Source organism: Methylobacterium sp. CM6241 (genome assembly GCF_054817845.1).
This window is the reverse complement of record NZ_CM139246.1, coordinates 4,182,647-4,205,555: the sequence shown is the minus strand read 5'-3', so window position 1 is coordinate 4,205,555 and position 22,909 is coordinate 4,182,647. Positions and strand designations below refer to the sequence as shown.

The following is a 22,909-nucleotide window of genomic DNA, read 5'->3' as shown; positions in this document are numbered from 1 at the left end:
CGGTCGACAGTGACATGTCCCTGGCAAGAACCGGACGCAGCCTGCTGCGGCAGCATCGGTTTCACCGCTCGAAGCGTCGTGTGAGGCCGCGCTGCATCGACGTTATCCGCCGATACGCCTGCCCGATTCGTATTAATTTCGCCACACTGTTGTGGCGACGCATCAGCCATGGCGTGGCTTCGACGTTCCAGACAATCGGCCGCCTCGGGAGACGACGTCTCCTCGCAGGGCGAGCCCGAACCGCATAACAGACGGGCGCCGCCGCGCGGGCCCGGCTGGGTCGGTGCGCTCGTCGTCAGCACCGCCCTGGTCTCGGCCATCGCGACCTTCCTGATCCTCGCCGGGGTCATCCGGGTGACGCCGACGCCGACGATCGGCCTGACGCTGCTGGGCATCAACGTCTTCCTCGTCCTCAGCCTGTTCGTCGTCATCGGCTGGGAGGCGCGGGTCTTCCTGCATGCGCGCCGGGCCAATGCGGCCGTGGCACGCCTGCATACCCGCATCGTCGGCCTGTTCAGCCTCATCGCGATCCTGCCCACGGTGCTCCTCGCCGTCGTGGCGGCGGTGACGATCGATCGCGGATTGTCGCTCGGCTTCACCGACCGCGTCCGCGACGTGGTGCTGAAATCCGTCGAGGTGGCCGACGCCTACCAGGAGAACCAGTGCCAGTCGCTCGCCCGCGAGATCCGCATCCTCAACGACGACCTCACCCGGGCGCGGCCGAATTTCGACGTGAACCGGCAATGGTTCGAGAACTTCCTGACCACACGGGCGACGGCGCTCGGGCTGCCGGTCGCCGAGATCATGCGGGGGCCGAACGAGGTCGTGGCCCGCGCCAAGATCGACATCCTGAAGGAACGCCGGCTCCCCTCCGCCGCGGCCTTCGAGGAGGCGGCCAAGTCGAACGAGACGATCTGCCTGCGGCCGAGCGAGGGCCGGATCTTCGCCGCCCTGCTGCAGATGCCCGCCTATGACGGGGCCGTGCTGCTGGTGCAGCGCGAGGTGAGCCAGCTCGCCGTCGACTTCCCCGGCGTCTCGCGGGCGGCGGCGGCCGAGTATCTGACCTACGATTCCCTGAAGCGCTCGATCCAGATCAGCTTCGCCTCGATCTTCGTGCTGATCGCACTGATCGCCCTGCTGTCGGCGGTCTGGTTCGGCCTCAACTTCGCCAACCGGTTCGTGGCGCCGATCCGCCGGCTGATCAACGCGGCCGACCAGGTCGCTTCGGGCAATTTCTACGCCCAGGTCCCCGCCCGGAAGAGCGACGGCGACCTCGCCCATCTCGGCGAGAGCTTCAACAAGATGACCCAGGAGCTGCGGCGCCAGCACGATGGGCTGACGGCGGCCAGCGAACTCATCGACCGGCGCCGCCGGTTCACCGAAGCGGTCCTTGCCGGCGTCTCGCCCGGTGTCATCGGCGTCGACGCGGCCGGCCTCGTCACCATCGCCAACCCTTCCATCGAGCGCACATTGGGGCTCAAGGCGGACGCGATCATCGGCAAGCCGCTGGTCCAGGCGGTGCCCGAGCTTCAGGCCATCCTTCCCGAGGGAGGGGAGGGCCGCCTGCGCGCCCTCCAGCAACAGATCCAGCTGACCCGCGACGGGCGCGAGCGCACGGTCACCGTGCGCGTCACCAGCGAGCAGGCCCAGGGCGGCGCCCGCGGCTTCGTGGTGACGCTGGACGACATCACCGACCTCGTCACGGCCCAGCGCACCTCGGCCTGGGCGGATGTCGCCCGCCGCATCGCCCACGAGATCAAGAACCCGCTGACCCCGATCCAGCTCTCGGCCGAGCGTATCCGGCGCAAATACGGCAAGGTCATCGTCGCGGACAAGGACGTGTTCGACCAGTGCACGGCGACGATCATCCGCCAGGTGGACGAGATCAAGCGCATGGTGGACGAGTTCTCGTCCTTCGCGCGGATGCCGAAACCCGCCATCGCCCGGAACGACCTCAGCGAGATAGCCAAACAGAACCTGTTCATGATGCGGGTGGCGCATCCCGACATGGAGTTCGGCTTCACCGAAGCCGGGCAGGACCGCCTGCATGCCGCCTTCGACATCAGGCTCCTGTCGCAGGCGATCACCAACATTCTCAAGAACGCGGTGGAGGCCGTTTCCGCCGTGCCCGAGGCCGAACTGGGCAAAGGCCGAGTCGATCTGCGCCTCCTCGTCGAGGAGGGGTTCGCGGTGATCGAGATCACCGACAACGGCAAAGGCTTCCCCGTCGAGGGGCGCCAGCGGCTGCTCGAGCCCTATATGACCACCCGCGAGGGCGGCACCGGGCTCGGGCTCGCGATCGTCAGCAAGGTGCTCGAAGAGCATGGCGGTGGCATCGAACTGAACGACAATCCAGAGGGCAGGGGCGGTCGCGTGCGGATGCGCGTGCCGCTCGATACCCAGGAAAAGAAGCCGGAGGGGACACCTTCCGCGCAGGCTGAGAAGGTTGCCGCACAGACGGCACCCCCAATCGCGGAGATGACGTCATGAGCGCCGATATTCTGATCGTCGACGATGAGGCCGACATCCGCGACCTCGTCGCCGGCATTCTCGACGACGAAGGCCACCGGACCCGCACGGCCGGAGGCTCCGACGAGGCGCTCGCCGCCATCGAGTCGCGTCGCCCTCACCTCGTCTTCCTCGACATCTGGCTGCAGGGTTCGCGCCTCGACGGGCTGCAGGTGCTCGACCAGATCAAGCTCGGGCATCCCGACCTGCCCGTGGTGATGATTTCGGGCCACGGCAACATCGAGACGGCGGTGGCCGCCATCAAGGCGGGCGCCTACGACTTCATCGAGAAGCCGTTCAAGGCCGATCGTCTGGTCCTGGTCGCCGAGCGTGCCCTCGAAGCCTCCCGCCTCAAGCGCGAGGTGCGTGATCTCAAGGCGCGCTCAGGCCAGGCGAGCCGGCTCGTCGGCGGGTCCGTGGCGGTGAACCAGCTGCGCCAGACCGTGGAGCGGGTGGCCCCCACCAATGCGCGCGTGATGATTCTGGGCGCGCCGGGTTCGGGCAAGGAGCTCTCGGCGCGGACGCTGCACGCCTCGTCGACCCGCGCGAGCGGCCCGTTCGTGGTCATCAACGCGGCGATGATCACCCCCGAGACCATGGAGGCCGAGCTGTTCGGCGTCGAAGCCGGCGAGGGCCGTGCCCGCCGGGTGGGCGCCCTGGAGGAGGCCCATGGCGGCTCCCTCTATATCGACGAGATCGCCGACATGCCGCGCGAGACCCAGAACCGCATCCTGCGGGTTCTGGTAGACCAGAACTTCCAGCGAGTCGGCGGCACCACCCGCGTCCATGTGGACGTGCGCATCATCTCCTCCTCCTCGCGCGATCTCGCCGAGGAGATCGCCGCGGGCCGCTTCCGCGAAGACCTGTTCCACCGCCTTTCCGTGGTGCCGATCCGGGTGCCGTCCCTGTCCGAGCGGCGCGAGGACGTGCCGGAGCTCATCAACTTCTTCATGGAGCAGATCTCGACCGCCACGGGGCTCGCCCGCCGGCGCATCGCCGAGGACGCCATGGCGGTGCTGCAATCGCACGATTGGCCCGGCAACATCCGTCAGCTGCGCAACAACGTCGAACGGCTGATGATCCTCACCCATACCGACCCGGAGCAGGAGGTGACCTCCGAGATGCTTCCCACCGAGATCGGCGCCCTGGTGCCGACGACGCCGAACGGGGCGGGCGGCGAGAAGCTGATGAGCCTCGCCTTGCGCGAGGCGCGCGAGATCTTCGAGCGCGAATATCTGATCGCGCAGATCGCGCGATTCTCCGGAAACATATCGCGGACCGCCGAGTTCATCGGGATGGAACGCTCGGCCCTGCACCGCAAGCTGAAGTCGCTCGGCATCGGCCCCTGAGGGCCCGGGCGACCTTCACCTTACATGTACGTGCCCCTTGCATGTGCGTGACAATGAACGTGTAATAGTCGAGGTTGTCTGTTTTCACCGGTCTGCTACGCATTCAAACCAACAAGAACCCACCAGTCACGGCGGGCGGCAGGTTTATAAGAAGGATTAATAAAAAATGGCGGGCGAACGCGCTCAGAACCTGCAGGACACGTTTCTCAATCATGTCCGCAAGAACAAGATCCCGCTCACGATCTTCCTCGTCAACGGCGTCAAGCTCCAGGGCGTCGTGACCTGGTTCGACAACTTCTGCGTCCTCCTGCGCCGGGACGGTCATTCGCAGCTCGTCTACAAGCATGCGATCTCGACGATCATGCCCGGCCATCCGGTTCAGTTGTTCGAGCCGGACGAGACGGCGCCCGAGAAAGCCTGACCTTCCCGTGCGGTGAGGCGGAAAAGCCCGGCTCGGCCTTCGTCGAACCGGGCTCGCATCTCACGACGGGATCAGGCGCGGGACGGGCTTACCAGCCCCATGCCGGACGACAATGCAGGCCGCCATACGGACCGCGCCAGCAGGCGCCGCCGCCATAGGCGCCCCATGGGCCGGGATGCCAGAAATGACGCGGGCCCCAGCCGGGTCCGTACCACCAGTCGATGAAGAGGCTCGCGCTCTTGCCCGAAACGGGCGGCTTATCGCCGAGAACCTTGACGGTGTAGGTGAGGGTGTCGCCGTTGAGCTTCGGATCCGTGAGTTCCACGACGGAGAGCTGTGCCTCGCCGTTGACATCCACCGACAATGTCGCGTTCGGCGGGTCCTTCTGGAAGTCGCTCTTTCCGGAGGTCCAATAGTCGACGAACTTCGCCGTGGCCGCGTCGCCGGTCATGCGCTCGGGCCGGTCGGTGAACATCAGGGTCTGCGGCGCGACACCCTTGAGCGTCAGGGTGTTGCCCTCGAACGTCACGGAATCGGCGGTCTGGACGAACAGCCAGTTCGCGGCCGGCATGGCGATCTTGGTATCGGACTTCGCATCCGGAACAGGCTGGGCCTGCGCTGCGGTGCCGAGGATCGACAACGCCACGGCCGCCAAAAGAGAAATAGTTTTCATATGCTAACCTTCGGTAATATTGACAGGCCTGCCTCAGGCCGGTCGATAAGCCGCGTTAGCCCTTACGATCCGATTAATGCGATCCTTATACATGCCCCTACATTGATATTTGCCCACGGATCGGATGGCGCCGCCCTTGAGGTTCCGTGGGCGACGAGCCGGCATTCCCGCGCCCCGCCCGGACACTGTCAATGGAGCCCAGGCTCCCCCATATGAGTAGATCTCATGACACTCGCGATGAGTGAGTGCTTCTCCTCCGAGCAGGATGGCGCAGCGGGAGTTTTGTGAGAGACACGAGATCCGCGCTTTTTTCGCCGACCCGGCATCCCCGTCGGCGGAGAGCGCTCTAAGCCCGATGGGCAAGGGAACTTCATGAGCGAACCTATGCTTCCCGGAGAGGCACGGCTGCAGGCGATGGCCGCCCCCGAGGGAGACATCGCGGCAGCAACCCATACGCTCGTCGTGGGGCCGTATCTTACCCGTACTTCTCTCTCGAGGAACGGCAGCCAGACTCAGGAGCCGATGCGTTCCAGCGAGGCGCGGATCGACGAGGCGGCGGGTCTCGCCGTGGCCATCGAACTGGACGTCACCGAAGCGATCATCGCGCCCGTCTCCCGCATCCGCCCCTCGACCTATCTCGGCAAGGGCCGCGTCGAGGAACTGGCCGGGCGGATCAAGGCCGAGGAGATCGGGCTCGTCGTGATGGATTGCGCACTCTCGCCGGTGCAGCAGCGCAACCTGGAAAAGGCGTTCGGCTGCAAGGTCATCGACCGCACCGGCCTGATCCTCGAAATTTTCGGCCGTCGTGCCTCGACCCGCGAGGGCACGCTACAGGTCGAGCATGCCCACCTGGCCTATCAGCGGAGCCGGCTCGTACGGTCCTGGACCCACTTGGAACGGCAGCGCGGCGGCTTCGGCTTCCTCGGCGGCCCCGGCGAGACGCAGATCGAGGCCGATCGCCGGATGATCCAGGAGCGGATGACGAAGATCGAGCGCGAGCTCGACAGCGTCACGCGCACGCGCGGTCTCCACCGGGAGAGCCGCGCGCGGGTGCCGTATCCGATCGTCGCCCTCGTCGGCTACACCAATGCCGGCAAATCGACCCTGTTCAATGCGCTGACCAAGGCCGAAGTGATGGCCAAGGACATGCTGTTCGCCACCCTCGACCCGACCGCGCGCGCGACGAAGCTGCCGCATGGCGAGACGGTGATCCTCTCGGACACGGTAGGCTTCATCTCGGAACTGCCCACCGCCCTCATCGCCGCCTTCCGCGCCACGCTGGAGGACGTCATCGAAGCCGATATCCTGCTCCATGTCCGCGATGTCAGCCACGTCGATTCGGAAGCGCAGGCGGAGGATGTCGGCGATGTCCTGCGGGAACTCGGCATCGAGACGACGGCCGAGCGAATCATCGAGGTCTGGAACAAGGCCGACCTGCTCGACGATTCGGAGCGGACACGCCTCCTCAACCTCAGCGCCCAGGGGCGCAACGACCGGGACAGCGACGTGCCGATCCTGGTCTCGGCCCTCACCGGCGAGGGTCTGGCGGCCCTGTCCGGCCGGATCGAGGCGCGGATCGCCAAGCGTCGTTCCACCTTCGCCGTGACCCTGGCGCCGGAGGATGGGGCAGCGCTCAACTGGCTGTACGAGAATGCCGAGGTCCTCGACCGGCGCGCCGAGGAGGCGGGCACGATCCACTTGGCCATCCGCGTGGCACCCGAGAAAGAGCCGCGCTTCCTCAACCGCTTCGCCAGTGCACGCAAGCTGAGCCGGGCAGAGTAGCCGGTCATTCAGTACTCGCGTCCCGATCGGGACGTTTCGGCGCGAGCGGACTCGATAAAAAACCCCGGCTCTCGTCGAGCCGGGGGAGGGAGTCAGTTTCGGGTCTGAAGAAACGTCTTACGGCTGCAGCACGCTGTTGATGACGTGGATCACGCCGTTCGACTGCATCACGTTGGCGATGGTCACCTTGGCGGTGTTGCCCTTCGCATCCGTGAGAAACACAGCCTTGCCCTTGGTCTGAACCACGAGCGGCGCGCCCTGTACGGTCTTGATCTGGCCCTCGCCGCCGCCATCCTTGGCGATCTTCATGAGGTCCTTGGCGGTCAGGGTGCCGGGCACGACGTGGTAGGTCAGGATCGCGGTCAGCGTCGCCTTGTTCTCGGGCTTCACCAGGGTCTCGACGGTGCCGGCCGGCAGCTTGGCGAAGGCGGCATCGGTGGGCGCGAAGACGGTGAAGGGGCCAGGACCCGAGAGGGTCTCGACGAGGCCGGCGGCCTTCACGGCGGCGACGAGGGTGGTGTGATCCTTCGAGTTCACCGCGTTCTCGACGATGGTCTTCGACGCATACATCGGAGCGCCGCCGACCATCGGGTTCTTGGCGAGGGCGGCCACCGGGAACGCGGCGCCCATGGTGAAGGCGAGGGCGACGGCGGCGAAGGTGGAGGCCACGGGGCGACGGGCGTTGGTCATGGAGCGTTCCTCTTGAGTCATACCCCTTCGGAGGGGGTCATCGCTCGTTACGGAGCCCGGAAGAGGAAAGTTTCGGGAAAGCTGCAGAAAGTCGTGGTCGCGCTATAGCGCTCTCCGCCGAAGTGGATGCCGGTTCGGCGAAAAAGAACGCGGCAGAACAAAGACCTGGAGATGTGCCCCGACCCAACGTGGTCGGGCGCAACTCCAGATACGGCGGGAAGCGAGCACCTGCTCCAAAGCAAAAGCCCGTCCGACCAGGAGGTCGGACGGGCTTTCGTGATCCGAGCAGCGGCGAGGACAACCCTCGCCACTGAGTTCGAGATCAGTACTTGCGGATGATCGGGGCCGGAGCAGCGGCGACCGGGGTCGGCGAGTACAGCGGCACGATCAGGCGGCCTGAGATCTCGGTGCTGTCGAAGCTGGTGGTCGCGACGGTGCGGGCGACGTAGACCTGCGCGGTGGCGAAGCCGAAGTCGTAGCCGACGAGGCCACCCATCAGGAACCGGCCACGATCGTTGAGGGCGGCGTTGATGATGCCGCCAGCCTTGGCGCCGGTGTCGAAGTTGACGGTGCCGTAGGCAATGGCGCCGATCTCGAACTTGCCGAACTTCTTGGTCGCGGTCAGGTCGAGGTTGAGGGAGTCGGAGAGAGAGTAAACGGTAGAGAAGCCAGCCCGGTTGGGGTCACGGCCACCGCCGAAGGAGGACGGCGAGTCGTAGATGTTGGCGGTCAGGTTGGCGGTCAGGTTGTAGCCATCGCCGGTGTAGCTGCCGGCGACACCGAAGCGGTAGGTGTTCGACGAGAGCTGGGGCAGCACTGCCGTGGAGGCAACGACACCATTGTTCTGGACGAGAACGCCGCGGTCGCCATTGAGCTCGTTCAGGTAGACACCGCCGAGCAAGCTGACGCCGAAGTTGTTGCCGAGATCGAAGGCCCAGATGCCGCCGACGAAGGTGCCGACGTTGATCGAGAGATCGCGCAGGCCGGTCGAGCCGCCACGGTTGCCGAAGGCGAACACGGTCGGGGGAGCGACGAGGAGCTCGATGCGGCCGCCGAGCGGAACCAGCGGGGTCGACCAGACCAGCACGGGGATGTTGATCCCGACGTCCAGAGCCGAGTTGTCACGCGACTGGTAGACGAAGGTGTTCAGGGCGTAGATGCCCTCGGGAAGCGGCGCGCCGGTGGCGAGGCCGACCTGCTCGCCGGGGATCGTCGTGGTCTGTGCGTAGGAAGCCGAGGCGGTCATGCCCATGGTCAGCGCGAGTGCGCCAGTGGCGAGCCAGTTCTTCGTCATTTTCTAGTCCTTCCCAAGGATTTCAGGCACTCGCCGCGCAGACCTACGCACCATCTTGCCGAGCGCCGCATTCTTGCGGCTTCCTGGCTTTTTGTGCGTAGGGCCCCCCTTGCGGCCCGAATTCGTGTCTCAACGCTGAGAACTATTCTACAGGTCGGATCGGAATGACAGTCCAATGCTTCGGATCGAGGCAGTTCCAAATCCACCGTTGCGGAAAAGCCGCAATTTGGGCGCGCTGCAGCGCAAGGTTTTGTTAACTTTCTCGGCAGAATTGCCTTGGGCATGGCGTCGCATTGAGCAACGCATCGGCAAAATAACGCTGGGCCATCAAGCTGTTGCGAGCGACCGTATCAACGGGACGATTGCGCAAACGCGGGAGGCGGTTTGCGCATCGCAATTCCTGATCGCAGGCAGCCTGTGCGCCGCAACAGAGCCCCGGTTCCCCGCGCCGAACGAATCACGCTCGGCCGGCGCGTGAAGACTGCCTATTCCGCCGCGCTACGGCCCTTCGCAACCACGCCGGCGGTCGCCTCGGCGAGCGGCCGGCGGGCCAGCACGTCGCGCAGGAACCGGCCGGTATGGCTCGCCTTCGATTTGGCGATCTGCTCCGGTGTCCCTTCGGCCACGACGATTCCGCCGCCATCGCCACCCTCGGGACCCATGTCGATGACCCAGTCGGCGGTCTTGATGACTTCGAGGTTGTGCTCGATCACCACGACGGTGTTGCCCTGGTCCACGAGTTCGTGGAGCACCTCCATGAGCTTGGCGACATCGTGGAAGTGAAGGCCCGTGGTCGGCTCGTCGAGGATGTAGAGGGTGCGGCCGGTGGCCCGTTTGGAGAGCTCCTTCGATAGCTTCACCCGCTGCGCCTCGCCGCCCGACAGGGTTGTCGCCTGCTGGCCGACCTTGACGTAGCCGAGGCCGACCCGCGCCAGGGTCTCCATCTTCTCGCGGATCGTCGGTACGGCCTTGAACAGGTCGGCCGCCTCCTCGACGGTCATGTCGAGGACATCTGCGATGGAATGGTTGCGGTACTTCACCTCCAGGGTCTCGCGGTCGTAGCGGCGGCCCTTGCACACGTCGCAGGTGACGTAGACGTCCGGCAGGAAGTGCATCTCGATCTTGATGACGCCATCGCCCGAGCAGGCCTCGCAGCGCCCGCCCTTCACGTTGAAGGAGAAGCGGCCGGCCTGGTAGCCGCGCGCCTTCGCCTCCGGCAATCCGGCGAACCAGTCGCGGATCGGGGTGAAGGCGCCGGTATAGGTCGCCGGGTTGGAGCGCGGCGTGCGCCCGATCGGCGACTGGTCGATATCGATGACCTTGTCGAGATTCTCCAGCCCGTCGAGACGCTCGAACGGGGCGGGGTGCTCCATCGCGCCGTTCAGGGATTTGGCGACCGCCTTGTAGAGCGTGTCGATGATGAGGGTGGACTTGCCGCCGCCCGAGACGCCCGAGACGCAGGTGAAGGTCCCGAGCGGAATCTCGACGCTCACATCCTTCAGGTTGTTGCCCCGCGCGCCGACGAGGGTGAGCTTGCCCTTCTTCGTCTTGCGCCGGGCTGTGGGCACCCGCACGCTCATCTCGCCCGTCAGGTATTTGGCGGTGAGCGAGGCGGGGTTCTTCAGCACCTCCTCGGGGGTGCCCTGCGCGATGATCTGCCCGCCATGGATCCCGGCACCGGGGCCGACATCGACGACGTAATCGGCCTGGAGGATCGCATCCTCGTCGTGTTCGACGACGATGACGGAATTGCCGAGGTCGCGCAGGCGCTTCAGCGTGCCGAGCAAGCGCTCGTTATCGCGCTGGTGCAGGCCGATGGAGGGCTCGTCGAGGACGTAGAGCACCCCCGTGAGGCCGGAGCCGATCTGCGAGGCGAGGCGGATGCGCTGGCTCTCGCCACCCGAGAGCGAGCCCGAGCCGCGCGCCAGGGTCAGGTAGTCGAGGCCGACATCGACCAGGAAGGTCAGACGGTCGCGGATCTCCTTCAGGATGCGGAAGGCGATTTCGTTCTGCTTCGGCGTCAGCTTCTCCGACAGTTCCGAGAACCAGCGATGCGCCTCGCGTACGGAGAGCGCGGTGACGTCGCCGATATCCTGCATGGCGACCTTCACCGCCAAAGCCTCGATCTTGAGGCGCTTGCCGCCGCAGGAGGCGCAAGGGGTCTCGCTCATGAACCGGGCGATGTCCTCGCGCGAGGCGTCGCTCTCGGTCTCCTTGTAGCGCCGCTCCAGGTTCGGGATGACGCCCTCGAACGGCTTGTTCACCTCGTAAGCGCGCATGCCGTCGTTATAGGCAAAGCGGATCGACTCGCGGCCGGAGCCGTAGAGGATGACCTTGTGCGCCGTCTCGGGCAAGTCCGACCAGGGCGACGTGGTCTTGAAACCGTAATGCCCCGCCAGGGCGTCCAGGGTCTGGCCGTAGTAGGGCGAGGTCGATTTCGCCCAGGGGCCGACGGCACCGCGCTTGAGGCTGAGCTTGACGTCGGAGATGACCAGTTCGGGGTCGATCCGCATCTCGTGGCCGATGCCGCCGCAGGTCGGGCAGGCGCCGAACGGGTTGTTGAACGAGAACAGGCGCGGCTCGATTTCGGCGATCGTGAACCCGGAGACCGGGCAGGCGAAACGCGACGAGAAGGTGATGGTCTCGCCCTCGGCCGGATCGGCGAATTCGATCAGCGCGATGCCGTCGGCCAGTTCCAGGGCGGTCTCGAAGGAATCGGCGAGACGCGCGGCAATGTCGGCGCGGACCACCAGCCGGTCCACCACCACGTCGATATCGTGCTTGAGCTTCTTGTCGAGCTTCGGCGCATCGTCGATCGGGTAGTATTCGCCGTCGATGCGAAGACGCTGGAAGCCCTTCTTCTGGAACTCGGCGATCTCTTTGCGGTACTCGCCCTTCCGGCCCCGAACCACGGGGGCGAGGAGATAGAGCCGGCTCTTCTCCGGCAGGGCCAGTACCCGGTCGACCATCTGGCTCACGGTCTGGCTCTCGATCGGCAGGCCGGTGGCGGGCGAGTAGGGGATGCCGACCCGCGCCCAGAGCAGGCGCATGTAATCGTAGATCTCGGTGACGGTCCCCACAGTGGAGCGCGGGTTCTTCGACGTCGTCTTCTGCTCGATGGAGATGGCCGGCGAGAGCCCGTCGATCTGATCGACATCGGGTTTCGACATCATCTCGAGGAACTGACGGGCATAGGCCGAGAGCGATTCGACGTAGCGGCGCTGGCCTTCCGCATAGATCGTATCGAAGGCGAGCGACGACTTGCCGGACCCCGAGAGGCCGGTGAAGACCACGAGCTTGTCGCGCGGAATCGTGAGATCGATGTTCTTGAGGTTGTGCTCGCGCGCGCCCCGGACGGCGATGACGCGACGGTCGGGGCTACCCTCGAACAGCTTCTCGATCCGCGCCTCGACGCTCTCTTCCTGTGCCTGCGCCGCTTGGCTCTTCAGGCCCCGTGGTGTCTTGGCGGCGGCTTTTGCTTTGGCCATTGGGTCTCTTCGGCGGCAGGACTTGGCGGAAAGGAAGGACTTGGCGGAAAGGAGGATCGGCGACGACGCGCGGGGATCGTCTCCGGGACGTCATGCGGCGAGGTCGAAGACAACGGTCCCGCCACCGGTCGCCATGTCGGGCGCACGGGCCGGGCGGGCAAGACGCACGCCACGCATATCCGCCACCCAGCTAGAACAAAAAGCGTACAGCTACAATATCGGCGCTGAATTCTGCGCTCGGGCGGACGCTCGCCAAGCTCTCGCGACCGAACGCACCATGGAAGTGGGACACGCTCCTCTGCTGGAGCGGCACCCGACCGCGGTGGGTCGGCACGCATTTCCAGGCCTTCGTTTGTCGCGCTCCTGCTCGCCGAACCGGCAACCACTTCGGCGCAGAACGCCCTAGACGCTCGTCTGAAACCCGCCGAGGGGCGCGACGACCCGGCAGATCAGCCCATCGGGCTCGTAGGCGAGGGAGACCTCGCCGCCGACGGCGCCGGCGAGCCCGCGTTCGATGAGCCGTGAGCCGAAGCCCTTCCGCGTCGGGGGGCTCACGGGTGGCCCGCCATGCTCGGACCAGACGAGGTGGATCGTGTCGTCGTCTCCCACCGCGACCACCCGCCATTCCACGACGACGCGGCCGTCCGGCCTGGAAAGGGCGCCGTATTTGGCGGCATTGGTGGCGAGTTCGTGCATCATCAGGGCGAGCGACAGGGCCGCCTTGGAGCCGATGACGATCTCGGGCCCCGACAGATCGAACCGCCCCGGCTGCTGGTCGTCGTGAAGGGACAGGGCGCTCTGCAGGATCGTCGAGATGGCGGCGCTCTCGCGCTCTCCGGTCAGCAGGATGTCGTGGGCATTCCCGAGGGCGATCAGGCGCGCGGCCAAGGCATGCTTGGCCGCTTCCACATCGGTGACGTTGCGCAGACTCTGCGAGGCGATCGCCTGAACCATCGCGAGGGTGTTCTTCATGCGGTGGCTGAGTTCGCGGTTGAGAATCCGCTGCTGCTCGTCCGCCTCGATCCGGATCAGGCTGCTCCAGGCCCGTTCCGCCACCTCGCGGACGAAGGCGATCTCGTGCGGCGTCCAGGAGCGTGGCGAGGCCTCCGTCGCATAGAGCACGCCGACGAGGCGGCCGCGCTGGAGCAGGGGGACGGAGATCACCGCCTGCACACCCTCCGCGATGTAGAGTTCCGCATCGCTATCGAGGTCGGGGGAGGTCGCGAGATCGTCCACCGCGAGGATCTCGCCGCGCCGCAGGCCGGCGATGCTCGCGGGAAATTCCTCGAGCCGCAGGGTCCGGCTCGGAAAAGTCTGTCCGTCCGAGGACCAGGAATGCGCCACCGTCACCAGCCCCGCCGGAAGGTCGACCATGCCGTAGCCGGCCCGCGTCGCCCCGAGGGCGCGGCCCAGGATCTCCGCCGTCATGGCCACGACATCGGCGTTCGAGCGCAATTCACGCAGGCGGTCGCCCAGGCTGATCAGCGCCTCGCGACGGGCATCCGCGCGTTTCTCCTCGGTGATGTCCTCGATCATCGCCATGGCGTGAACGGCGTCACCCAGGGTCTGGGAGACGAGGTTCACCCTCGCCCAGATGATCCGGCCGTCGCGTCTCCGGTAGCGCTTCTCGAACCGGTCCTGCAGGGTCTCGCCGGTGGCGAGGCGGCGATGCAGGTCGTCGCGCGCATCCGCATCCTCGGCGGGGGTCCATTGGGCGAGGGAGCGACCGACGATCTCGGATTCCGGCGCACCCCAGATCTCGCAGAGCTTGGCGTTGACCCTGAGCGCCAGGACGCTGCGGGGATCGAACTGGACGATCCCGATATTGGCACCCTCGAAGACCGCGCGGAATTGTGCCTCCAACTGGCTTCTGACGGTGACGTCGAGCATCGCGCCGACCATCCGCACCGGCGCGCCCAAAGCATCGCGGACGAGATATCCGCGGTCCAGCACGTCGGCATAGGCCCCGTCTCCCTTGAGGAAACGGTACTGGCAGCTCCACCTGTCCGAGCCTCCGTCGAGGAAGGCATTCAGCCCGGCGGAGACGATGGCGCGGTCATCGGGATGGATGTTGCCGAGCCACCAGTCGGAGCCGGGACCGATATGGGCAGGCCGCCAGCCATAGGACGTCTCGAGCGCCTCGTTCCACAGGATGGCGTCGCGCAGCAGGTCCCAATCCCAGACGACATCGTTGGTCGCCCTGGCCACGAGGCGATAGCGCTCGTCGGTCGACCACCGATCGAGGGAGGCGGCACCATCGCCGATACCAACGGCACCGTCGGTCATACCACCGGCCGCCGTCCTTACCGGCGAAGGAAGATCGCGACGACTCCCTCGGAGGGGTGGAGGTACATTCGCAGTGGTCATCGGATGCGGGTCTGATTCCGTCGATCGCCATCACATGAAATGCAGTCGGACCTCGCAACGAACAAGTCTCGCCACGAGATTTCGCGAGATCCTCCCCACCCACAGCGTATCGAACTCGGTTCGGAGACTTGACCCGGCACCTGGGCCCGGGATCGGAAAGCCTCGTCCTCCCGAGCGGACATCGAGCGATGCCGCCTCAGACAGCCGCTGCCGGGACGGGATCGTCCTGGCTCGGCTGCGTCGGAGGATCGACGAAGAGCATCCGCCCGTCGGCATCGTAGACGGCCCCGAGCACGGTCTCGAAATGGCTCACCACGGCGCCATGGCACTCGCAGGCCGCCTCCTGGATCTTGGCCCGGTCGAGAATGGTGATCCGGCCGCGCCCCACCTCGATCAGCCCCTGCACCTGCAGGGTGCGCAGGATCCGGGTCAGGTAGGTCCGCTGCACGCCCAGCATGTTGGCCAGGAGTTCGTGGGTCACGGGAAGCGTTTCGGTGCCGATCCTGTCCTGCAGCGTCAGCAGCCAGCGCAGGCATCGCTCCTCGATCGGGTGGAGGGCGTTGCACGCCACGGATTGCAGCACCTGGCCGAGGAGGCAATCGGCGTAACGGGTGAAGAGGTTGCGCAGCGTGGTCGAGCGAAGCTTGGCGTCCTGCAATTTCGCGGCATCGAGCCTGAGGACCGGTCCGCCGATCTGCACCAGGGCCGTACTGAACGCCGGAAGGCTGCCGTGACTGACGACGCCGCCCACGGCGCCCTCCCGGCCGATCGTGGCCGTCTCGGCGCTCCGGCCGTCACGCATGGAGACGATCAGGTTGATGACCGTCTGATCGCAGGGAAAAGAGATGTACGAGACCCGGGACCCGACGGAAAACAGAACCTCCCCGCGCCGAACGACGGTCGGCTCGAAATGCGGCATCAGAAGCCCGCGATCCTCCCGGGACAGCGCCTTCAGCAGGAGATTGCCTTCGATGAAGGACTCTGTCGACGGGAGCATCTGATGCGCTGTGTTCACCTTCTGTCTCGCGCTTAGCTTATCATCGCCAAGGCGTCTGTCCACTAGTTGACGAAGGTAGCGAAAAATCTTGTCGTCGCGGCGGATTCGAGTGTGGCTCCGCCAGCCTCCGCAGCATCAGGGTCGCCCAACCACCCCACCTCCAACTCCTCCCCACAAGGGGGAGGAGGGCGGGACGGAGCTTCCCGCGAAAAATGTAGAATGCCGTAGCCGTAGGCAAGAAGGCACCCGCGCATCACGCTCGGGCGCGGTGTCGGTTCAGCCCTGGCCGGCCTCGTCGCCTTCGCCGATGCAGTCGAGGGCCCGCTCCACGGCGCTGACCGCTTCGCGCAGGTTGCGGACGGTGAGCTCCATCTCCCTGCGGGGACGGCCCATGGCGGCGGCACGGTGGGCGACGCCCTGAAGCAGCTCCAGGGCGGCGAACAGATCGTCGGCGACGGCGACCACATTGGAGATCTGTGGTGCGGCGGCGGGGGGGCGGGAGAAGGGGACCACGTTGCTCATGTTGGACAAGGTGTCGCCCAAGGCCGGCCCGAGCACCAGATCCAAGGAGGCTAAATCCGCGTGATTGCGGCCCCCATGCCCGAAAGCCGTCAAGCGTAGTGAGCGTTTTCGTGGCGCGAGAACATCACTCTGCCCGTAAGCTGAGACGGTTCGTTATCCTTGTGCTTGACGCGAGGGCCAACCCGGCGCCACGAAAGACCCGATCGGTCCAACCGGACCAGACTCCCAGGAACTTCCGATGCGTCCCATCCCCGTCCTCTTCGCCGTCGGCCTGCTCTGTGCCCTCGGGGCCTGCAACAGCGCCGACCGCAGCGGCTTCTCGGACAGTTTCAGCACCGAGAATTTCCGCCGCTCCAACGACACCAACGGCACGCAGACCCGCCGCGACGTGAACCGCGCCTACACCGCCCCGTCGATGCCCTCCATCGTCAGCCGCGGCAACTGAGAGCCTGCTCGCGTTGCTCGTCCAAGGCCTTACCTCATCCTGAGCAACCATTAGTCTTTTGCCATGGCGTGTCTCTGGCGAGGACGGTGTTTGCGTAAGTGAGGAGCTTTCTGGCGCAGGCGACGAGACTTTTCTGGTGGGATTTTCCGGCGTCCTTGAGGCGTTTGTAGAGTCGGACGAGGGCGTCGTTCCATCGGAAGGCGGCGGGCAGGGCTGCGGCGTAGAGGGCGGTTCGAACGGTGGCGCGTCCTCCCGCGATGCGGCGCTGGCCCTGATGTCGGCCGGAGCTGTGATCGAAGGGGGCGAGACCGGCGAGGCTTGCGGCCTGCTCGCGGGAGAGGTCTCCGAGTTCGGGCATGCGCACGATGAGGGTGAGGGCGGTGCGCGGCCCGATGCGGGGAACGCTGAGGACGAGGTCGAGGCGTCGGGCGAGATCGTCATGGGCGCGCAGGGCGGTGACGAGGGCCTTGATCCGCGCCGCGCGCTCGGCCTTGAGACGCTGGATCTCGGCGGCGATGTGCTCGCGGATGCGCGGGTCTTGATAGGCCTCCCGCCGTGTCTTGAGGCGGACGACGTCCTCGTCGATCTGCTCGACGAGGCGCAGGGGCTCGGCCAGGGCGACCAAGCGCGGATCGGGGGCTGGCCTGCCGGGTCCGTGAGCCGCCGTGCAGGCGGCGATCAGTCCGGCATCGATGGCGTCGGTCTTGGCCCGGCGCAGGCGAAAGGTCGCGTAGGCGCGGACCTGCCGGGGCTGGAACAGGACCACGTCGAGGCCCGCCTCGCGCAGGGCAGCGGTAGCCCTGCGCTCATAGCCGCCGGAGGCTTCGAGGCCGACCCGGCCGATCCCGAGACGGATCAGCACCGCGACGAGTTCGGCCCGCCCCTCACCGGTGTTGGGCAGGCGCCAACGCTCGTCGCATCCGTCGACGGCAAGGTCGAGCCAATCCTTGCCGACATCGATCCCGGCTACGGCCGGACCGGTCTTCGTGCTACTGTGTGTCATCTTCGTCGACCCTGCCTTGCAAGCGAACCACGACGTTCAGGCAACCATCCGGGTTCGATGAAGAGGCCGACCGCGATCTTGCTCAGGAGCAGCCAAAAGGCTCAGGCGCCAACGATCCGACGGCCGACCGCCCCACTCCGGACGGCCATCCGGGGTGGGGCATTCCTCACGGAACACGGCGACCATAATCCAAGTCGCTATTGCAAGGCGCCGCGAAGCGGCCTCGAAGGAGCCCTCCAGGGATCACGCGAGCACTGGAGGCCTCCTTCGAGGCCCGCTGATGCGGGCACATCAAGAGGAGGAGGTCTGATTGGATGATCGATCCTGGAATGGAAATCCGTCGAAAAATCCAATCGAACAGGCTCCGACACTCGCCACTCAGTTCTTGGCCAGGGCGTCCGCGAAGGCGATCATGCGGTTGCGGGCGTAGGTCGGCAGGCCGGCACTGATCGACGTGCCGGTGTTGAAGGACGAATTGCCCATCAGCACCTGGGCCGGAAGCAGGTTCTTCAGAACCGGCACGCGGGCATATTCCTGCTTGCGGTCGAGGACATCGGCCTTGATCGCCAGCGCCATATAGGTCGTCACCACCGTCTTGCCGGGGTCGTTCGGCATCGGCTGGAACACGGCGAGGAACTTGCCGAAGCGCAGGATCTGGTTGACCCAGAAGATCGTCTGTTCGAGACCGCCCGCCACCGGCGTGTCGACCCGCGTGAGCGCCGCGAGCGAAGCCGCTTCGGCCGCCGGCAGGGTCCGCAGCTCGCTCTGGAACGAGACGAACTCGGCCACCTTCTTCGAGGCACCGTCCTCCAGCTTGTTGGCGAGCTTCACGCCCAGGGGCAGCTTGCCCTCGAGGTCGTAGCGGGATTCGATGCAGGCGGCGGCGCCCTCGCACCAGGCCCGGTCCGGGCGGCGGGCGAAGGCGGCGGCCGGGTCCTTGGTGGGCGTCACCTCGGCGGGGCTCAGCGTCTTGTGCTTGATGACGGGGTCCATCTTGGACACGAAGCCGAGATTGGCGAAGGCCGACAGGTCGATGGAGTCCGCGGGCTTGGCCACCACGAACCGCCCCTGCGCCACATAGACCTTCAGGGTCTCGTGCCGCTGCTTCGAGACGCCGTTGAGCGTCACGGTGTAGTCGGGCTCGGCATAGGCGGGGTAGGGCGCCAGGGCCGCCTGCTCGGCCGGGCGCAGCTTTCGCCATTCGAGATAGGGCGTCAGGCCGCTCTCGGGGTTGGCCGGATTGTCCCGGTGGTCGGTGAACAGGATCGTGCCGGGCTTGAGGGCGGCAAGGCCCGACGGCTCGATGGCGGGAACCTCCTTGATCCGGTCGGCGGGGACCTGGGCCTTCATCCCTTCCTGCGCGGAGGCGGGGAGGCCGAGTGCCAGGACGGGCAGGAAGCTGAGAATCTGGACAAGGACACGTGTCGCCGGAAGCTGCGTCTTCACGTCGGGGCCTCGATTGCTGATGAAGGGGGGATCCGCGCCTTCAGTAGCGCGGGTCGTCGCCGAACAGGTAGTCGGGATCGCGGCGGCGAGCGCGGGGCGGCTCGTCCTCGCCGAAGGGCGAGCGTTGGGTGCCGGGCCATGCCGGGCTCCGCGACCCCTCGTAGCCATAGCCATCCCCCTGCGCCCGGCGGCCGCGCGGCTGCGCCGGCCTCTCACCGAAGGGGTCGAGGGGGTCCGGCTCGGCCCCGCGCCGGGTGGTGAGGTTGCCGTACAGGTCGCCCACCACGTCGGCGCCGTCGTCGAGGCCGCCAGTGTCGCCGTCCTCGGAATCCGGCCGCATGGCGGTCTGCACCTCGCGCGGCAGCAACTGGTATTGCGTGTCGGCCACGCGACCGTTGCTCAGCCGGAAATGCTCGAGGAAGCCGCCACCCGCGACACGCTCACCGCTGCGGGCGTCGATGGGCAGGTCGGCGAGGTCACGTTTCGCCTCCGGGGAGGGCGGGGCGAGGGGAGTGCGCGCCACGCCGTTGGCCCAGGCGGCCTGCAGGATGGTGCCGGCGATCGGCACCGCGAGATGCCCGCCGGTCTGGCCGCGCCCCAGGGTCCGGCGGGTGCCGTCGGCATTGTCGTAGCCGACCCAGACCACGATGGTGATCTCGTTGGTGAAACCGGCGAACCAGGCGTCGTTCTCGTTCTCGGACGTGCCGGTCTTGCCGGCAATGGAGCCGGAGAAGCGGGCGAGGGCCGCCGCCGTGCCGTGGTTGGTGACACCCTGCAGCATGGTCTTCAGCTGATAGAAGGCCACCCTGTCGGCCGAACCGATCCGCACCGGCTCCTTCGGCTCGCGCTTGTACAGAACCGTGCCGTCGCGCTCCACCGCCTCCAGCGCGTAGGGCGCCGGCCGCGCGCCCTCGTTGGCCACGGCCGCGTAGAAGGCAGCGAGATCGACCATGCGGACCGGCTGCGAGCCGAGGACGAACGGATAGTAGCGCTCGCATTCGGCATAGAGCTGCGCTTCGAGCGCGAGGTCGCAGACGCGGGTGAGGCTCGCCGGCGGCGTATCGGCGATGCCGCCCTGGAGCAGGCGCGCGGTGACGAGGTTCTTCGAGAATTCGAGCCCGCGCCGAAGGGTCGTCGCGCCCGACCCGCCGCCATCGTAGTTCTTCGGGCTCCAGGATTGGCCGACACCGCCGATGGGCGGCAGGGTCACGCTGGCATCCATCACCAGGGTATTGGGCTGCAGGCCGGCGTTGAGCGCGGCGAGATAGGTCAGCGGCTTCAGGGTCGAGCCGGGCTGGCGCACGGTCTGCGTCACCCGGTTGAGCTGGCTCAGCGGGTAGGAGAAGCCCCCGTCCATGGCGAGGATGCGCCCGGTGCGGTTCTCCAGCACCAGGGCCGCGCCCTGGACGGAGGGGCGCACGCGCAGCTCCGCGCGGAGAGCCTTAGCCTTCGGGTCGCGCAGCTTCACCCGCACCACGTCGTAGGTCTGTAGTCGGCCCTTGGCGATGCCGGGATCGAGGCTGACGATGCGCCCGTCGGCGAGCCCCGCCTTCACCGGTCCGCGCCCGGATTCGAGCACCACGGCGAGCGGCCAATGCACGTCGTAGAGCACCGGCCGCGCGCTCTCCAGGGCGCGCTGCCAGACGGGTTTCTGCGCCGCCGGCTTCGGCCCGGTGGCCGCCGGTGCGGACTTCGCGGCAGCGGGCTTGTCCGCGGCCGATCTGGGCTTCGCCTCGCCGCCGACGACGAGCGGCACCGACTGGACCGATCCCTCCACGGCGGGCGTCGCCCCGCCGAGCTTGGCGATGCTGTCGGCGAGGTTGAATTCCGGCCCCTCGTAGCGCTGGCGCCCGGTGGCGCGCTCGTAAGTGGCGAGCCCGTCCTGCAGGGCGGATTCCACGGCGGTCTGGAGGCCGGCATTGATGGTCGAGCGGACCACGTGGGAGGCTGAGGTGAGCGAGTCGATGCCCGCGAAGGTGCGCGCCTCGCGGGTGAGGTGATCGACGAAGTAGAACCCCGAATCCCGCCGCGTGGTCTCGATCGGCTTCAACCCGAGGGGGGCGTTGGCCGCCTCGGTCAGCTGCGCCTCGGTGATGACGCCCTCGTCCTTCATCCGCGCCAGCACATAGGCGCGGCGCTCCTTGGCGCGGTCGGGATACTTGTCCGGATTGTAGAAGTTCGGCCCCTTCGGCATGCCGCCCAACAGCGCCGCCTCCGGCACGGTGAGCTGCCCCACGGATTTCCCGAAATAGCTCCGCGCGGCCATCTCGATCCCGTAGGAGCCGCGGCCGAGATAGATCCCGTTGAGGTAGAGTTCGAGGATCTGCGGTTTGCCGAGGATCCGCTCCAGGCGGGAGGCCACGATCATCTCGCGGATCTTGCGCTCATAGGTGACGTCGTCGCCCACCGACAGGTTCTTGACCACCTGCTGGGTGATGGTGGAGCCGCCGGCCGGCCGGCCCGGCGAGGCGAGATTGCCGATGAAGGCCCGGATGACGCCGCGCTCGTCGATGCCCTTGTGGGTCTCGAAGCGCTTGTCCTCGGCCGCCACGAACGCCTTTTGCACCATCACCGGCACGTCGGAGATCGGCACGCTGAGACGGCGTCCATTGGCCTCGAACGCCTCGGCGTAGCGCTTGCCGGCCCCATCGAGGATCAGGCTCGCGCCGGGCAGCTTGCGGTCCTTCAGGTCCTGGGCCGAGGGCAGGTCGGCCACGGCCTTGTTGTAGAAGGCGATCACTTCACCCGCGTCGAAGGGCGAATTCGCCGGGTTCTCGCCCTTGCAGAACTGCCGGTAGCTCGTGTTGAGCTCGCCGATATCGAGCCCGTGCAGGAGCTTCGGCGCGGAGGCACCGGCGATGGCCGAGGGGTCCTCCATGGCGGTGGAGATCAACTCGTCGAGGTTGATGTCCTCGATGTCGAAGGCTTTCCGCATATGCGCGCAGCCGTCGCGCAGGATCTGCACCACTTGGCCCTTGTCGGCCACCGGATCGAACTGCGTCTTCACGGCATCCGGCCGCGTCGTCACCTGACTGAGCGTCAGCGCCGTCGCGAACAGCTTGATCAGGATGATGTTCATCGAGGAGCGGGCACCGAAATCCAGGACGCGTCACAGGGCACGGACGACAGGATCGGCAGCCGCAACGCACACGGCCCAAGATGGGATGCACAAGGCGGCTGATTTAAGGAGACGCCCGTCATCAAGCCTCGCCGAGACCAAGGTACTGCTCGGCTGTGGAAGGCGGGACCGAACGGAATTTTGTAGCCATGCCTTGTTCGACAGCATCGAGGATGATACATGTCACGTATCACGTAGTGCGCGCATGATTCAGAGCTTTGCAGACAAACGCGTCGAAGCCTTTTTCGAGGATGGAGCGAGCTACAGGCCCTGGCGTGCTTTCGAGGCTGCGGCCAAACGCAAGCTCGATATTCTCGATGCCGCAACGACTCTCGACGACCTACGCTCTCCCCCCGGGAACCGCCTGGAGCTCCTCAAGGGTAACCGTGCGGGGCAGTACAGCATCCGCATCAACGATCAGTGGCGTCTTTGCTTCCGATGGACAGTACAAGGGCCGGAGCAGGTAGAAATCGTCGATTACCATTGAGATACGAAGGAGATCGGACATGTCTCGCATTCGCACGCATCCGGGTGAAGTTCTGGCCGAAGAATACCTCGCCCCACTCGGGCTTTCCGCCCGGCAGGTCGCAGCCGAGATCGGTGTTCCCCCCAACCGCCTGTCCGAGATCATCCGCGAACGGCGTGGCGTGAGTGCCGACACGGCGATCCGGCTCGGTGTCCGCTTCGGCACATCTCCCCAGTTCTGGCTCAACCTCCAGAACGCGCATGATCTGTCCAAGGCACGCGCGACGATGGACTATTCCGCCATCCGGTCGTGCGAACCCCAGACCGTTCCGGTGCCATAA

18 protein-coding genes are annotated in these 22,909 nt (G+C 66.5%); 8 read left to right on the top strand and 10 right to left on the bottom strand.

Annotation, left to right across the window (positions count from 1 at the left end; translation table 11 throughout):
* The first annotated feature begins 168 nt into the window (after positions 1-168).
* From ACYQR9_RS19670 to hfq, 3 genes are all read left to right on the top strand, one after another.
* Positions 169-2,490 carry a sensor histidine kinase NtrY-like gene (locus ACYQR9_RS19670; protein ID WP_461227771.1) on the top strand — a complete coding sequence of 774 codons (2,322 nt, stop codon included), beginning with the start codon at positions 169-171 and terminating at the stop codon, positions 2,488-2,490.
* Positions 2,487-3,857, top strand: a complete 1,371-nt coding sequence (ntrX, locus tag ACYQR9_RS19665) for a nitrogen assimilation response regulator NtrX (RefSeq protein ID WP_056433342.1) — start codon at positions 2,487-2,489, stop codon at positions 3,855-3,857. Before ACYQR9_RS19670 ends, ntrX begins: the two co-directional genes overlap by 4 nt.
* Before the next feature lie 166 nt (positions 3,858-4,023).
* The gene (hfq, locus tag ACYQR9_RS19660; RefSeq protein WP_003600267.1) at positions 4,024-4,278 is read left to right on the top strand and encodes an RNA chaperone Hfq; all 255 of its coding nucleotides are present in this window, start codon (positions 4,024-4,026) and stop codon (positions 4,276-4,278) included.
* Between the two features lie 88 nt (positions 4,279-4,366).
* On the opposite strand, the gene ACYQR9_RS19655 is transcribed toward hfq, so the two are convergent.
* On the bottom strand, positions 4,367-4,951 hold the full coding sequence (locus tag ACYQR9_RS19655) for a hypothetical protein (RefSeq protein ID WP_156467924.1): 585 nt from the start codon (positions 4,949-4,951) through the stop codon (positions 4,367-4,369).
* Positions 4,952-5,323: 372 nt separating this feature from the next.
* Here ACYQR9_RS19655 and hflX point away from each other — a divergent pair, with 372 nt between their 5' ends.
* The gene (hflX, locus tag ACYQR9_RS19650; protein ID WP_461227770.1) at positions 5,324-6,733 is read left to right on the top strand and encodes a GTPase HflX; all 1,410 of its coding nucleotides are present in this window, start codon (positions 5,324-5,326) and stop codon (positions 6,731-6,733) included.
* Positions 6,734-6,850: 117 nt separating this feature from the next.
* Here hflX and ACYQR9_RS19645 read toward each other — a convergent pair whose 3' ends face one another.
* Entirely contained in the window at positions 6,851-7,423 is a 573-nt protein-coding gene (locus tag ACYQR9_RS19645) for a fasciclin domain-containing protein (protein ID WP_207411453.1), read from the bottom strand.
* 322 nt (positions 7,424-7,745) lie between these two features.
* On the bottom strand, positions 7,746-8,717 hold the full coding sequence (locus tag ACYQR9_RS19640) for a transporter (RefSeq protein WP_207411454.1): 972 nt from the start codon (positions 8,715-8,717) through the stop codon (positions 7,746-7,748).
* A gap of 175 nt (positions 8,718-8,892) precedes the next feature.
* Here ACYQR9_RS19640 and ACYQR9_RS19635 point away from each other — a divergent pair, with 175 nt between their 5' ends.
* The gene (locus ACYQR9_RS19635; protein WP_461227769.1) at positions 8,893-9,195 is read left to right on the top strand and encodes a hypothetical protein; all 303 of its coding nucleotides are present in this window, start codon (positions 8,893-8,895) and stop codon (positions 9,193-9,195) included.
* A gap of 7 nt (positions 9,196-9,202) precedes the next feature.
* Here ACYQR9_RS19635 and uvrA read toward each other — a convergent pair whose 3' ends face one another.
* From uvrA to ACYQR9_RS19615, 4 genes are all read right to left on the bottom strand, one after another.
* The gene (gene uvrA, locus ACYQR9_RS19630; protein ID WP_461227768.1) at positions 9,203-12,205 is read right to left on the bottom strand and encodes an excinuclease ABC subunit UvrA; all 3,003 of its coding nucleotides are present in this window, start codon (positions 12,203-12,205) and stop codon (positions 9,203-9,205) included.
* A gap of 402 nt (positions 12,206-12,607) precedes the next feature.
* Entirely contained in the window at positions 12,608-14,491 is a 1,884-nt protein-coding gene (locus ACYQR9_RS19625) for a PAS domain S-box protein (RefSeq protein ID WP_461227767.1), read from the bottom strand.
* Positions 14,492-14,768: 277 nt separating this feature from the next.
* A complete protein-coding gene (locus tag ACYQR9_RS19620) occupies positions 14,769-15,569 on the bottom strand; it encodes a Crp/Fnr family transcriptional regulator (RefSeq protein WP_056433314.1) in 801 nt (266 codons plus the stop codon).
* A gap of 276 nt (positions 15,570-15,845) precedes the next feature.
* On the bottom strand, positions 15,846-16,127 hold the full coding sequence (locus ACYQR9_RS19615) for a hypothetical protein (protein WP_311274099.1): 282 nt from the start codon (positions 16,125-16,127) through the stop codon (positions 15,846-15,848).
* A gap of 202 nt (positions 16,128-16,329) precedes the next feature.
* Here ACYQR9_RS19615 and ACYQR9_RS19610 point away from each other — a divergent pair, with 202 nt between their 5' ends.
* Positions 16,330-16,536 carry a hypothetical protein gene (locus tag ACYQR9_RS19610; protein ID WP_056433311.1) on the top strand — a complete coding sequence of 69 codons (207 nt, stop codon included), beginning with the start codon at positions 16,330-16,332 and terminating at the stop codon, positions 16,534-16,536.
* 34 nt (positions 16,537-16,570) lie between these two features.
* Here the strand turns inward: ACYQR9_RS19610 and ACYQR9_RS19605 are convergent, their stop codons facing one another.
* The 3 genes from ACYQR9_RS19605 to ACYQR9_RS19595 all read right to left on the bottom strand — a co-directional run bounded on the left by ACYQR9_RS19605 (position 16,571) and on the right by ACYQR9_RS19595 (position 22,064).
* Positions 16,571-17,539, bottom strand: coding sequence for an IS110 family RNA-guided transposase (locus tag ACYQR9_RS19605; RefSeq protein ID WP_461227766.1), 969 nt, complete (start codon positions 17,537-17,539; stop codon positions 16,571-16,573).
* 378 nt (positions 17,540-17,917) lie between these two features.
* Positions 17,918-18,985, bottom strand: coding sequence for a hypothetical protein (locus ACYQR9_RS19600; protein WP_461227765.1), 1,068 nt, complete (start codon positions 18,983-18,985; stop codon positions 17,918-17,920).
* 40 nt (positions 18,986-19,025) lie between these two features.
* Complete coding sequence (locus ACYQR9_RS19595) at positions 19,026-22,064, bottom strand: penicillin-binding protein 1A (protein WP_461227764.1); 3,039 nt, start codon at positions 22,062-22,064, stop codon at positions 19,026-19,028.
* 244 nt (positions 22,065-22,308) lie between these two features.
* Between ACYQR9_RS19595 and ACYQR9_RS19590 the strand changes: the two genes are divergently transcribed.
* Positions 22,309-22,590, top strand: a complete 282-nt coding sequence (locus ACYQR9_RS19590; protein ID WP_461229848.1) for a type II toxin-antitoxin system RelE/ParE family toxin — start codon at positions 22,309-22,311, stop codon at positions 22,588-22,590.
* A gap of 19 nt (positions 22,591-22,609) precedes the next feature.
* Complete coding sequence (locus ACYQR9_RS19585; RefSeq protein ID WP_027173961.1) at positions 22,610-22,909, top strand: HigA family addiction module antitoxin; 300 nt, start codon at positions 22,610-22,612, stop codon at positions 22,907-22,909.